Source organism: Paraburkholderia sediminicola, from assembly GCF_046026895.1.
GTDB lineage: Bacteria > Pseudomonadota > Gammaproteobacteria > Burkholderiales > Burkholderiaceae > Paraburkholderia > Paraburkholderia sediminicola_C.
In genome coordinates, this window is record NZ_JAQQEU010000001.1 from 376,679 (window position 1) to 388,815 (window position 12,137).

General features: G+C 62.6%; 11 protein-coding genes, 2 pseudogenes and 1 riboswitch. Of the genes and pseudogenes, 9 read left to right on the forward strand and 4 right to left on the reverse strand.

Features of this window, described 5'->3' with window-relative positions; genetic code table 11:
- Positions 1–191 precede the first annotated feature (191 nt).
- The 7 genes and pseudogenes from PQR02_RS01670 to rpsU all read left to right on the forward strand — a co-directional run bounded on the left by PQR02_RS01670 (position 192) and on the right by rpsU (position 6,986).
- Positions 192–2,033 (forward strand): hypothetical protein, encoded by a 1,842-nt coding sequence (locus tag PQR02_RS01670; protein ID WP_408224454.1) that lies wholly within the window; start codon positions 192–194, stop codon positions 2,031–2,033.
- Positions 2,034–2,329: 296 nt separating this feature from the next.
- Positions 2,330–2,502: riboswitch (yybP-ykoY riboswitch) on the forward strand.
- Positions 2,503–2,602: 100 nt separating this feature from the next.
- Positions 2,603–3,613: a sodium:calcium antiporter gene (locus tag PQR02_RS01675; RefSeq protein ID WP_408224457.1), complete on the forward strand. Its 1,011-nt coding sequence runs from the start codon at positions 2,603–2,605 to the stop codon at positions 3,611–3,613.
- A gap of 136 nt (positions 3,614–3,749) precedes the next feature.
- Positions 3,750–4,051, forward strand: a pseudogene (locus PQR02_RS01680) (flagellin N-terminal helical domain-containing protein); the annotation flags it as partial.
- Between the two features lie 15 nt (positions 4,052–4,066).
- Positions 4,067–4,897 (forward strand): annotated as a pseudogene (gene fliD / locus PQR02_RS01685) (flagellar filament capping protein FliD); the annotation flags it as partial.
- Between the two features lie 20 nt (positions 4,898–4,917).
- Positions 4,918–5,217: a flagellar protein FliT gene (fliT, locus tag PQR02_RS01690; RefSeq protein WP_408224460.1), complete on the forward strand. Its 300-nt coding sequence runs from the start codon at positions 4,918–4,920 to the stop codon at positions 5,215–5,217.
- A 254-nt stretch (positions 5,218–5,471) separates the two neighbouring features.
- The gene (locus PQR02_RS01695) at positions 5,472–6,413 is read left to right on the forward strand and encodes an aldo/keto reductase (protein WP_408224463.1); all 942 of its coding nucleotides are present in this window, start codon (positions 5,472–5,474) and stop codon (positions 6,411–6,413) included.
- Between the two features lie 360 nt (positions 6,414–6,773).
- Positions 6,774–6,986 carry a 30S ribosomal protein S21 gene (gene rpsU / locus PQR02_RS01700; protein ID WP_006050883.1) on the forward strand — a complete coding sequence of 71 codons (213 nt, stop codon included), beginning with the start codon at positions 6,774–6,776 and terminating at the stop codon, positions 6,984–6,986.
- A 219-nt stretch (positions 6,987–7,205) separates the two neighbouring features.
- Here rpsU and PQR02_RS01705 read toward each other — a convergent pair whose 3' ends face one another.
- Positions 7,206–7,631 carry a hypothetical protein gene (locus PQR02_RS01705; RefSeq protein WP_408224466.1) on the reverse strand — a complete coding sequence of 142 codons (426 nt, stop codon included), beginning with the start codon at positions 7,629–7,631 and terminating at the stop codon, positions 7,206–7,208.
- A 431-nt stretch (positions 7,632–8,062) separates the two neighbouring features.
- Positions 8,063–8,659: a DNA-3-methyladenine glycosylase I gene (locus tag PQR02_RS01710; RefSeq protein ID WP_408224469.1), complete on the reverse strand. Its 597-nt coding sequence runs from the start codon at positions 8,657–8,659 to the stop codon at positions 8,063–8,065.
- A 146-nt stretch (positions 8,660–8,805) separates the two neighbouring features.
- Here PQR02_RS01710 and PQR02_RS01715 point away from each other — a divergent pair, with 146 nt between their 5' ends.
- Both PQR02_RS01715 and PQR02_RS01720 read left to right on the forward strand, forming a co-directional pair.
- Complete coding sequence (locus PQR02_RS01715) at positions 8,806–9,687, forward strand: glucosamine kinase nucleotide-binding domain-containing protein (RefSeq protein WP_408224472.1); 882 nt, start codon at positions 8,806–8,808, stop codon at positions 9,685–9,687.
- A 102-nt stretch (positions 9,688–9,789) separates the two neighbouring features.
- Positions 9,790–10,611: a Cof-type HAD-IIB family hydrolase gene (locus PQR02_RS01720; RefSeq protein ID WP_408224476.1), complete on the forward strand. Its 822-nt coding sequence runs from the start codon at positions 9,790–9,792 to the stop codon at positions 10,609–10,611.
- A gap of 170 nt (positions 10,612–10,781) precedes the next feature.
- On the opposite strand, the gene PQR02_RS01725 is transcribed toward PQR02_RS01720, so the two are convergent.
- Positions 10,782–11,078 carry a PXPV repeat protein gene (locus tag PQR02_RS01725; RefSeq protein ID WP_408224479.1) on the reverse strand — a complete coding sequence of 99 codons (297 nt, stop codon included), beginning with the start codon at positions 11,076–11,078 and terminating at the stop codon, positions 10,782–10,784.
- Positions 11,079–11,363: 285 nt separating this feature from the next.
- Positions 11,364–12,059 (reverse strand): histidine phosphatase family protein, encoded by a 696-nt coding sequence (locus PQR02_RS01730; protein ID WP_408224482.1) that lies wholly within the window; start codon positions 12,057–12,059, stop codon positions 11,364–11,366.
- Positions 12,060–12,137: the final 78 nt, after the last annotated feature.

Below are 12,137 nucleotides of genomic sequence, written 5' to 3' on the forward strand. Positions count from 1 at the left end.
CCTCGTTCAGCCCCTGCCGAACCGGCCCACGCGGGCAATTCGATGCGCGATGCAGCAGGTGGCGATTCCCCAAGTTAGCGGGAACTTAAGCCGCTGTTCCGACCTTTGCGCCCGTCGACCTGATTCAGAATGACGTCACTAGCTTGTCAACACCCTTGCTTACGCTCATGACGGACGACCCGCTTTGTCAAATGTGCGCCGGACTGCATACCGGTCTGGAAGTCGACGCATACGCCGATGCGAACGCGAGCGCGTCCGCATTGCTGCGGCTCGCCGCGATCCTCGATACCCAATGCCGCCACGCGGACGCCGCCACTCTTTTAAGGGCTGCACAGATTGCCGTGCCGCCATTGCCCGGCGTGCAGGCGCGACTCGCGCTTTCTCTTTCTGCCGCTGGCGAACATGCCGCCGCGCGTGAGCAGTTCGAAATCGTTCGGCGGGGCGATGCATCCGCCAACGCCGCCAGCGTGGACAAATCCCCGGTGGAGTCGCGACTTCACCTCGCCTTTTCGCGCACGCTTCTCGCGCTCGATGCGCCAGAGGAGGCTCTGGCGCAAGCGGAACGTGCAGTCGCGGACAATGCCGACGACGCATGCGCCCACGCCGCGCGTGGCGACGCATTGGCTGCGTTGCTCCGACTAGCCGATGCGCTCTCCGCCTATCAGCGCGCGGCCATGCTCCAACCGTCACTGGCGTGGGCGCACTATGGCATCGGCACAATGTTTATCGAGCTCGGCCGCCCCATGGCCGCGTTGCAGGGGCTATCGTACGCGCTTGAGCTTTCGGAGCGAATGCAACTCGACACTGGCGCAGTGGCGCAGGCTTGCACGCCGCCGGCGCCGCTCAGCTTTCCATGTTTGCCGGTCCACGCTTCATCTACCTCCGCTATCTGCGAGTCGATCGGACTGGCATGGGCCAAAGGCTGTCAACTCGCGCAAGCACTGCCCTGGTTCGAACGTGCGCTGGAACTCGAGCCGAACCGAGCGACTGCTCTGCGTCATATGGGTAATGCGCTGGCGATGATGCGTGCCGACGACGCTGCGCTGGCGTGCCTTCAGGCGGCGCGTCGCGTGCGTCCTGACTGGGATAAGGCCTGGCTCGACGAGGCGGGCCTGCTGCTGCGTCGAGGCGATTATGCGGAAGGCTGGCGCGCGTATGGCAAGCGCGAAGGGCAGCGGCTGCTCGAAAGTCTGCCGTCCTGTTGGTCCGGCGAAGAGCCGCTCGCCGATAAGACGATTCTGCTGGTTGCCGAACAGGGCCTCGGTGACACGATCCAGTTCGCGCGATATGCGCCGCAGGTGGCGGCTCTCGCGCAGCGCGTGATCCTCGAGGTTCAATTGCCGCTGCGGCCGTTGTTCGATGAGGTGGGCCGGGACTGGGGTGTCGAAATCGTTGCGCGCGGCGACGCGCGACCCGATGGCGACCATCAATGCTTGCTGCTCAGTCTGCCTCGCATACTCCGGACGACGCCTGACGCCACTCCTGAGCCGGGCGGGTATCTTCGCGCACCCGTGGCGCGGCGAGCGCTCTGGCGCGAGCGGCTCGCGGCCCGCAGCGCGACGGGACGATTGCGAGTTGGTCTCGCACCGGCCGGGAATCCGCAGTTCAAGAACGACGCACTGCGCTCGATTCCGCTCGCTGCTTTCGAGGCCTGCTTTGACTTACCGGGCGTTGACTGGGTGATCCCGCAGCCGGAGATCCGCGACGCGGATCGCGCGGTGTTGGAGCGGCATGCCGGCGTGATCTCGTTCGGTGCCCAATTGGATGACTTTGCCGATACAGCGGCACTGCTCGAAGAACTCGACCTGGTGATCTCGGTCGACACTTCGATCGCCCATCTAGCCGGGGCACTTGCGCGCCCGGTGTGGATTCTGCTGCCGCACTTTCCGGATTGGCGCTGGATGCACGATCGCGCAGACACGCCCTGGTACCCGAGTGCGCGGCTTTTTCGCCAGACGGTAGCGCATGACTGGGACGGAGTGATCAAGCGCGTGCGCGACGAGCTTTCGTTACGCGTCGCGCGGTTCGCGTGAACAGGCGGCTATTTCGTCCTCTGTTCCTTCTTTGTGTTCCGTCCGGGTCCAGTAGTCTACGTTGGGGGCTCGCCCATCATCGCTTTCCTGGATTCGTCCATCGAACTGGCTGTTGAGCGCCTCTGGCCGCGCCTCGAATCCGTCGACGTGAATTTCTCGTACGCGACTTCGCCATTCTCAAACGACATCTTGTCCAGGCAGCGCACCTCATCGCGCGACCAGAAGTCGCGAGCCGATCGCCGCTTCTGCTAGCAAGGCTGCAAAAGCTTGTTGAAAGCCACGGGTGCCATTAGAATTCCCCCCTCACTGGGGAGTAGCCTTCCTTCAGCCATTGAAGGATGAGCGCGTCAACATACTTGGCCTGCGGGTCATGGCGCGTTCGACCGGGTCGGTTTGGCGAGACTATTGGCGGACTGCTTCGTTCTGGTCGGACGGGTGGCGGCGCGTCATGGGTTCGTCACGTACGTCCGACCACGGAGTTGCCCTGTGAAATACTATTGTGCCCTGTCAGTCTCCCCCCGCGGCCGGTCGCCGCATCGTTCCTGCTCTTCATATGCCGGGAGCCGCGTATGACGGGTCTCCTGTTCGAACTCGCCATTATGCTAGTCGTCATCCTGGTGGCGGCCGAACTCTTCACCAACGCGCTCGAACATCTCGGTGAACGTCTGAAAATCTCCGAAGGCGTGACAGGCTCGCTGTTCGCGGCGGTCGGCACCGCGCTGCCCGAAACGCTCGTGCCGCTGCTCGCGATAGCGAGTGGCACGACCGATAGCGCGGTCAACCAGGAGATCGGCGTCGGCGCGATTCTTGGTGCGCCGCTGATGCTCTCCACGCTGTCGACGTTTCTGATGACGCTCGCCATTCTTCGCGCGCGCGGCCTCAGAGGCTGTGTCGCGCCTGAGCGCTCCGGTTTCACGCGTGATCTGAACTATTTCCTGTGCGCGTTCGTGCTGGCGGCCGCGGCGATGTACGTGCCGCACACGCAGATGACAGTGCGCGCGCTGTTCAGCGTGGCGCTGGTGGGCGTGTACGTCACCTACGTGGTGATGACGTTTCGCGCGTCGAGCGAGCTCGTCGACGCGGGGCACGGCACCGAAGCGCCCGGCAAGATGCTGCTCTCGCGCGTCGGCGTGCCGACCAATCTCGCGACCATCGTGCTGCAACTGGCGCTTGCTGTCGCATTGCTGGTGTGGGGCGCCGAAGGGTTCATCCACGGCGTGCGCGGCGTGTCGCAGGCGCTCGGCGTATCGCCGCTGCTGCTGTCGCTGTTGATTATTCCGATCGCTACGGAGTTGCCTGAGAAGGTCAACAGCATTCTGTGGGTTCGGCGCGGCAAAGACACGCTGGCCTTGGGCAACATCACCGGCGCGATGGTATTTCAGGGGACGCTGCTGCCTGCCATCGGCATTCTGCTGACGCCGTGGACGCCGCGCGTTGAAGTGGTGACTGGGATCGTGATTACGCTCGTCGCTGCGGCTTGGATGCGTGTCAATGTGCGCGAGCGTGGTGTGCCGGTGTGGGCGCTGCTGGTGTGCGGCGTGTTGTACGCCCTTTATCTTGCGATCACGTTGACGCGCTGAGCATTTTGAAATTGTGAGACTGCCCATTGCAGCTCACGCCCGCGCCGGCTCAAGTGCTCGAATCGGTGATGATCGGAGGTCCGGCCGACATCGAGCTCGAATGTGAGCCGTATGCCGCAAACGGCGCGGGGGGCTTCTGGCCGGGCGCCTCACGGTTGCACACCAGGACCTGGCCGGCTCGGATAGCGCGCTGTCGCAAGCAATCACGCGTCTGTCGTTGGGCAAGCGCATCAACAGCGCGGCGGACGACGCCGAAGGTCTCGCGATGTCGAACATCATGCAGACGCAGATCAAGGTCTGACCCAAGGTGTTGCGAACGCGAACGACGGCGTGTCGCTGGTGCCAACCGCGTTGAATGGACTGTCGTCGCTGACGAACGACCTGCAGCGTATTCGCCAGTTGGCTACGCAAGGGGCGAACGGCAGCATGACCGCGAGCGCGACCAGCACGCCGGTAAAGGCCAATCAGTCGACCCTCAACGATGGCTCGACGATGGGTGTCACACGCACCTCCTATTGGACCCAGACCACTGTTGCACAGGACGCCTATTTCACGATCGACGGCACCGGCGTCACCAATTCGACCAACACCGTGACGTCCGCGCTTTCCAGCATCACGCTGAACCTTTCGGCCGCCTGCGTCGCTAGGACAGGTTCATCGCCGCAGACACTGACGGTCGCCCAGGACACCACCTCGCAGGCCAGTACGATCAACCACTTCGTTACGCTGTACAACACGCTCGTCACGGCGATGGGCACGCTGACCGCGTTCAGCTCGACCGCGACGTCGCAGGGCGTGCTTCTTGGCAATTCGACACTGAACATGGTCCAGAACCAGTTGGCGTCGATCGTGGCGACGGGCGTGAAAAATGGCAACACGACGACGAGCCTTGCCTCGCTCGGAATCTCACTGAATGCGGACGGCTCGCTCTCGGTGGACAGCGACACGCTCAACAGCGCGCTGCAGACCAATCAGTCGACGGTGGCTTCGCTGTTCAACTCCACCAATGACGTCGCGGAGCAGCTGAACACCAACATCACCAACTATCTGTCGACCAGCGGTGTCATGCAGACGCGCACCACAGCGCTCAACACCGACCTGACGAATCTCTCGACGCAACAGACGTCGCTGACGAACTATCAGACGCAGCTCACCAGCATGTACAACGCGCAGTTCACCGCGCTCAACACACTGATGGCGACGATGAACAACAACTCGCAATATCTGACTCAACTCTTCGGCGGCACGAACAGCGCCGGCGCGCTCGCTACCAACAAGAGCTGAGCGGAACAGGGAGACACGCCATGGAATTCGCGACTTGCATCGATCGCATCTGGCAACTCACCAAGTCTATCGAGCAGGCAACGGCCGTCAGCGAATGGGAACGGGCGGCGGAACTCGCGAGCGAGCGTTCGCCGCTCCTCATGTCGCTCTCCGCACAACAAGCGGGCGCCGCGCTCGACGTGCTCACGCAGGTTCACGCGATCGACACGCGCATCGCCGCAGAGGCGCAGTTGGCCCAGACCGAGTTGGGCGCCGAATATCGGGCGGCCATGCAGGCGGCCGGTCATGCGAATCAGTATCAACGCGTCGCGCAATTCTGAAGCCGGCGCATCGCGCCGCGTCCTGAACGATCCCGATTCATCGCGTCCTCGTGGACGTACACCGTCCTCCACCTCGTGCGAGCCTGGCTTATCCGCAGGCGCTGCGTACGCGGGCGGCTATTGCCCGCGAGCACGCGAGATCTCCTGAATAAGCCTTGCGCCCATGCGCCCCGTTGGCGTGGGCGAATGCGCTGCAACGAATTCAAAGTCGGCGTATTCTCGTTCGCTCGCTGGTTATTGAACGTGGAGAAATCATGCAAAAACGCAGAATCGGCCGTTCCGAATTACACGTCGCGCCGCTGATGTTCGGCGGCAATGTTTTCGGCTGGACCGCGGATGAAGCCACCTCGTTTTCGATCCTCGATGCGTTCGTCGATGCAGGGCTCGACTTCATCGACACCGCCGACGTCTACTCCGCATGGGTGCCCGGCAACCAGGGCGGCGAGTCGGAAAGCATCATCGGCAAGTGGTTCCGGCAAAGCGGCAAGCGCGACAAGATCGTGCTCGCCACCAAGGTTTCGAAACATCCGCAGCGCAAGGGCTTGTCGGCGGCCAACATCCAGGCGGCGGTCGAAGATTCGCTGCGGCGCTTGCAAACCGATTACATCGACGTCTATTTTTCGCACGACGACGACACCGAAACGCCACTGGCCGAAACGCTCGGCGCTTATCAGAAGCTGATCGAGGCGGGCAAGGTGCGGGTGATCGGCGCGTCGAACTACAGCGGCGCGCGCACCGAAGCAGCACTCGCCGTGTCCCGCCAGCACGGACTGCCTGAGTATCAGCTGCTGCAGCCGGAGTACAACCTGTACGATCGCGCGGACTATGAGCGCGATATCGAGCCGGTGGCGCTCGCCAATCAGCTTGGCGTAGTGGTGTACTACAGCCTCGCGAGCGGCTTTCTGTCCGGCAAGTACCGCTCACAGGCGGATCTGGCCGGTAAGGCGCGCGGCAGCCGGGTCGAAAAGTATCTGAACGAGCGCGGCTTGCGGATTCTGGGCGCGCTCGATCGTGTCGCCGAACGACACGGCAGTACGCCGGCCACCATCGCGCTGGCGTGGCTGATCGCCCGCCCGAGCGTGACGGCCCCGATCGCCAGCGCCACTTCGGTCGAGCAGCTCAAAAGCCTGGCCGCCGCCGTCCACCTGATGCTGACCGGCGACGACATCCGCGAACTGGACGAGGCGAGCGCCTGATCGCACCGGCAGACCTGGCGCGATCTCTAAACCCCTGGTAGGATGGATGGTTTCCTGATATTATCGAGAGTGAATTGAGATCTTTGCCTGTTTCGTCAGTGTTTTTCATTGATGAAAGGTTGGCGAAACGGCAACAGGCGCGGCAATTGCAGCACGTCTGTCCGCGTTCCGCGGTGAGCTCCCCACCTCTCTTTTCCGGCCTCCGTGGCCGCTTTGCCTCTCGTTTCATTCGTGGTTTGGCCGGGTTTTTCCCGCGTTTGCCTGTTACTGGCCATGAATCGAAACGACCGGAGGGCCGGCGCGTGAGCGGTCTGCCGCCACGCAAATTAACCCGTATCAAGTGATTGAGTTAGGAATTACATGACGACGATTCTTCTGAAGGAAAACGAGCCGTTCGAAGTGGCAATTCGCCGCTTTCGTCGCGCAATCGAAAAGAATGGCCTGATCGCTGAACTGCGTGAGCGTCAATCGTACGAAAAGCCGACCACGGCACGTAAGCGTAAGAAGGCTGCTGCTGTGAAGCGCCTGCACAAGCGCCTGCGCAGCCAGATGCTGCCGAAAAAGCTGCACTAAGCACGCGTTTTATACGCCGAATGGCGGTGTGAGCTTCGAAAGAAGCCGCATCGCCGTTTTGCTTTTGGCGCTCCTTTTTTGGAACCGCCCATTTGGGAAATGCAGTTGGGTAGGTAGATGAAATGCAGGCTGCGCGGTTGCGGCGTGGGGGCGTAGCGTTCCCACCCGAAGTGCGCGATTTAGCGGCGTCGTTGCGTCCGCTAATTCCGTTGCGTCCGGTTAAGCAGCGCTCTTCAGGCGCTCTGCGGACAGGCCGAACTGCCGGGCAATCGAGCCCAGGCGCTCACGCCATTCCCACGTGCCGAATACGTCATGGACGTTTTGCAGGCAGCTGAGCAGATCCACGGTGGTCGGGTCGTACACATTGATGCGCGCGCGCAGAAGCGCTTTCTTCAGCGCGGATACGCCGACATCCATGTACGAAGGCACTTCGACAGGCGTTTTGGCGATATAGCGCACCCGAATGCCTTCCATTGCGGTCATATAGTCGCGTGGCTTGATGAAGCTGCCGACCGGGCATCCGCCGCAATAGCCTCGATAAGCCCCGCCGCCGCGTGGCAGCAATGCGGTGCGCTTCTGCGCGAACAGATGAGTCACGGCCTGATCGAAAATATCCTGATGCGTCAGGAAGCTAAGTGTTTTCATGGTTGGTCTCCCGTGCTAACGCAGCGGCTATTCGTTGTTTGAGCACATGAGCAGTAGTATCCAACGCGTGCTACTGAGCGAAGTCCGGACTAGGGCGGCGAAAAGCCTTCAATTCCCGGTTTTGCGCGTGGCGTCCCGGCGAGGAAAAAACCGGCGTTCTCCCTCCTGAGTGCCTATTTCTATAACGACCGGGACGCGCGAGAAGCGCAGCGGGGCTTTGTCGGACGGCGTTATGGAGCGGCCCTCGTGCTATGTCGCGCGCCGATTTTGGTCTGCCCGGCCTTGCGCCGACGGGCAAACGCGGCGTGGGGAGCCGCGGTTCTCGGGAGTTTCCCCAGGCCGCCGTTGTTTGTTAGAACGGTGGCACTAAGCGGCAACAGCCGTCGCGGATGGGAGCCGCCAGCACCCATTCAGGTCAGATCGCGCGCAGCTCAACCCGCCTTGCGACTACGCCCTTTCTTACCCAGCGCCACGCATCGAGCGCGGCACATGCAGTTCGTCTGGTGATCGTTCACCATCCCGACCGCTTGCATGAACGCGTAACAGATTGTCGAGCCGACGAACTTGCAGCCATAGCGTTTCAGCCCTTTGCTCAATGCATCGGACACGTCCGTCGATGCGGGTGCCTGCTTGTACGAGGCCCAATCGTTCTGGATCGGCGTCTGATCGACGAACGACCACACGAAGTTGGCAAGCGACCCGTGCTCGGCCTGAATCTGCTGCACCGCGCGGGCGTTGCTGATGGCTGCTTCGATCTTGCCGCGGTGGCGCACGATACTTTCGTCGGTCACCAGCTTGTCAACGTGCTTCGGCGTAAAGCGCGCGATCTTGTCGATGTCGAAGTCGGCGAACGCGCGGCGGTAGCCGGCCCGTTTGTTGAGAATCGTCGACCACGACAAACCCGCCTGCGCGCCCTCCAGCACGAGCATCTCGAACAGATGCCGGTCGTCGCGCGAGGGCACACCCCATTCGGTGTCGTGGTACTGGGCAAGCGCTTCGCTCGATACCCAGTTGCATCGCTGTGTCACTGTGGCGCTCCTGCGTGTCCGTTGCCGTGTCGCCCGTCAGCATAGCTGAAGCCGGGCGCGCCGCAAGCTGGCCGTTTGGCCAATTGCCGGATTGAATCTGACCTGCCACGCTACGCGTTATTCATTCACGGAAATCATTCGATTCGATGAACCAAGACTTCTTTCTGATCGGCATTGACGGCGGCGGCAGCGGCACGCGCGTCGTGCTCGGCGACGCGCAGGGCCGCGAACTGGCGCAGGCGGCAAGTGGGCCGTCGGGTTTGGGGCTCGGCATCGAGCGGGCGTGGCAGTCGATCGAAGCCGGCTGCGGCGCAGCGTTCAAACTTGCCGGCGCAACTCTGGACTGGTCGCGCTGCGTGCTGGGTTGCGGATTGGCGGGCGTCAACAATCGCGACTGGCTCGCCGAGTTTCACGCACAAGCGCCCGGGGTCGCCGGACTTGCCGTGGAAAGCGACGCTTACACGACCTTGCTGGGCGCGCACGGCGGCGCGCCCGGCGTGATCGTCGCGCTCGGCACCGGCAGCGTGGCGGCTTCGCTCGCAGAAGACGGCGAATGGCGGGTTGCCAGCGGCTACGGCTTTCCATCCGGCGACGAGGCGAGCGGCGCGTGGCTCGGACTGCGGCTGATCGTCCATGCACAGCAGGCGCTCGACGGGCGCGCGCCCATCGACGACCTCGCGCGGGCGCTGCTCGCGCACACCGGCGCGCAGGACCGCGAGAGTCTCGTCGTCTGGCTCTGCGCGGCCAATCAGACGGCTTACGCGAGCCTCGCGCCAGTCGCGATCGCGCATCGCACGCATCCGTTCGCGGCGCGGCTGCTCGGCGAGGCTGGCGTCGAAGTGGGCAAGATGATTGGCGCGCTGGATTCCTCGGAAAGTTTGCCCGTCGCGTTATGCGGCGGACTTGGCGCACCGTTGCGTGAGTATGTGCCGCAGCGCTATCAGGCGCGTCTGCGCGAGCCGCTGGCGGACTCCGCGCATGGCGGACTGCAACTCGCGCAGCGCGAAGCCGCGCATCTGGCTGGCTGAGTATGGCTGGCTGCGAAGTCCGACCTTGACGGCCGCGATCCTGGGTGTGCCCCCCGGCAACGGTAAAATACGCTCTTCGAAGCTGCCCTAACCGCTCATATCATGTACAAAGTCATCGCCACTGATCTCGACGGCACGTTGCTGAACGCCGACCATCAGGTGGACCCGTTCACGGTTGCCACCGTGCGCAAACTGGAAAGCGACGGGCTGCGGTTCGTGATCGCAACGGGGCGGCATTATTGCGACGTCGCGGGCATTCGCGATCTGCTCGGGATCAATCCGTATCTCATTACGTCGAACGGCGCGCGCATCCATGCGCCGGACAACACGGTGATTCACGCCGACGACCTCCCGCCGGCCATCGTCCAGCGCCTCGTGCAACCGGAAATCACCGGCTCGCATGGACGCGTGATCGTCAACCTGTTCGCCGACCAGGCATGGCTGATCGACCGCGATGCGCCGGATCTGCTCAAGTTCCACCAGGACTCGGGCTTCACTTACGAAGTGACCGATTTGCCGAATCACGACGGCGTCGACATCGCGAAAGCGCTCTACATCGGTGACCCCGCCGACCTCGCGCAGATCGCCGCGAATCTCGCGCGTGAATTCGGCGACGAACTGTATGTGACCTATTCGCTGCCGGATTGTCTGGAAGTGATGACCTCGAACGTATCGAAGGGACGCGCGTTGCAGATCGTGCTCGAGCGCCTCGGTGTCGATGCATCGCAATGCGTCGCGTTCGGCGACAACATGAACGATATCGACCTGCTGGAAACGGCCGGCCATCCGTTCATGATGAACAATGCCAATCCTGATCTCATCGCGCGTCTGCCGGACGTGCCGCGCATCGGCAACAACTTCGAAGCGGGCGTCGCGCACCACTTGCGCAAGCTGTTCTCGCTCAACGACGAATTGGCGTCCTGAAATGAAATCGGCCCGCATCCATGTTCATGGAATGCGGACCGATTTGATGCGCTAACTTTTTCCACCGCGCTAAGGGGGCTGCGCCGGCATGAGATGGCAAGTCGCGGTCGACTTACCCGGCCAAGGTTGACGATCGGCCACTGTGGATCACCGGCTCACGCAGCGATCGATCAGCCATGCCATCCGCCGCGGCGGTCGCCACGATCATCGTGACCCCAGTGACGGTCGTTGTGATTCCAGCCGCGGTCATCACGATGGTCGCCGCGGTAGTAATCGCCCCGGTCGTAACGATGGTTCCAGCCGCCGTAGTACACCGGTTGCGGCGCCGCATAAACGCGGGCCGGCTGGGCATAGACGGGTGCGCCCAGCGACAGGCCGATATTCAGATCCGTATGCGCCTGCGCGACACCGCATGCGCCCGCCGCAAGACCGGCAGCAACCAGCAAGTGAGTGACGATGCGTTTCATGTTGTTCTCCTGTGAGGCGACGTAGGTTTGTCGCACAGGTCCAATGTACGCACTCAATCCTGCGGGTACTGCGACGAGATGTTACGGACTGCAAGCAACGTCGCAGCATTTGGAAGGAGCGCAGCACACGGTTTAATAGGAGCGCGGACTATGCACAACCCACGCGAAGCCACGCCCAATAAGCTATTTCGTTTTCTTTTGAGCTAGCCGTGCGCGTTCGGCGCACCAGCCGGCTGGCATCGGACCGCTGCGTGCGTAATTGCGGCTTACATCTGTATTACCCGATTAATCTGCCGCGCTGCCGGAAGCACCGGAAGCAGCCGCCGACGCTGTACCCGGCAGCGCCGCGCAAGGACAATCGGCGGCGCGTCCGTCCAGACCCTGGCGGTCCCGTTTGAAACTGGCGCGCGCGGTGCCGTTTTGCCAGTCGAGCCGCACGATATAAATGCTGTCGAAATCGTCGCTTTGCCAGTTCGGGACATCGGCTGCATTGCCGCCATGAGCGCTCAGCATCTGGCGCAATAACTTCACGATCAGTTTGTGCTCCCACGCCACGACAATCAGCTTGTTGCGATTGGCTGGGTTCACCAGCGCCGTGCCGAGCTGGTCGATCTGAGCGAAGCCATACGGCGTTTGCACCGGCATTTGAAACTGAATGGCGGTCGGCTCGATCGTCGCCAGCGGACGGATGTAGTAGTAGAGATGGCCGCTATCGTCTTTTTGCTGGCCGGGGTCGGGCGCGTAAATCGCATCGGGTTTGCCGAACTTCGCCGCGATCACCGCCGGCAGCGCGAGCGCTCGGTTCAAGCCTTGACAGTTGAGTTGTCCGTATCCCTGCGCCGGCTTCTCGCCATGCCGCACGAAGACCAGCGTTTCGGTGTTGCCGTCGGCCGCATGCGCGGCGGGCAGCGCCGCTGCGCCGAGGAATAAGCCGGCAAGGGAGAGCGCGACGCCGTGCAGGAATCCGCGGAAACGATTCATCGGTAGCACCTGTGCAAGCCTGGAAGTCGCCCGATTCTAGCAGCGTGGTCATGCCTTGCCGCTGTCGGACTGCCCTAC

Coding starts and splice junctions, on each gene's coding strand:
- PQR02_RS01725 (WP_408224479.1), bottom strand. CDS start 11,078: ATGAAACGCATCGTCACTCACTTGCTGGTTGCTGCCGGTCTTGCGGCG.
- fliT (WP_408224460.1), top strand. CDS start 4,918: ATGGAATTCGCGACTTGCATCGATCGCATCTGGCAACTCACCAAGTCT.
- PQR02_RS01715 (WP_408224472.1), top strand. CDS start 8,806: ATGAACCAAGACTTCTTTCTGATCGGCATTGACGGCGGCGGCAGCGGC.
- PQR02_RS01670 (WP_408224454.1), top strand. CDS start 192: ATGTGCGCCGGACTGCATACCGGTCTGGAAGTCGACGCATACGCCGAT.
- PQR02_RS01695 (WP_408224463.1), top strand. CDS start 5,472: ATGCAAAAACGCAGAATCGGCCGTTCCGAATTACACGTCGCGCCGCTG.
- PQR02_RS01705 (WP_408224466.1), bottom strand. CDS start 7,631: ATGAAAACACTTAGCTTCCTGACGCATCAGGATATTTTCGATCAGGCC.
- PQR02_RS01675 (WP_408224457.1), top strand. CDS start 2,603: ATGACGGGTCTCCTGTTCGAACTCGCCATTATGCTAGTCGTCATCCTG.
- rpsU (WP_006050883.1), top strand. CDS start 6,774: ATGACGACGATTCTTCTGAAGGAAAACGAGCCGTTCGAAGTGGCAATT.
- PQR02_RS01730 (WP_408224482.1), bottom strand. CDS start 12,059: ATGAATCGTTTCCGCGGATTCCTGCACGGCGTCGCGCTCTCCCTTGCC.
- PQR02_RS01720 (WP_408224476.1), top strand. CDS start 9,790: ATGTACAAAGTCATCGCCACTGATCTCGACGGCACGTTGCTGAACGCC.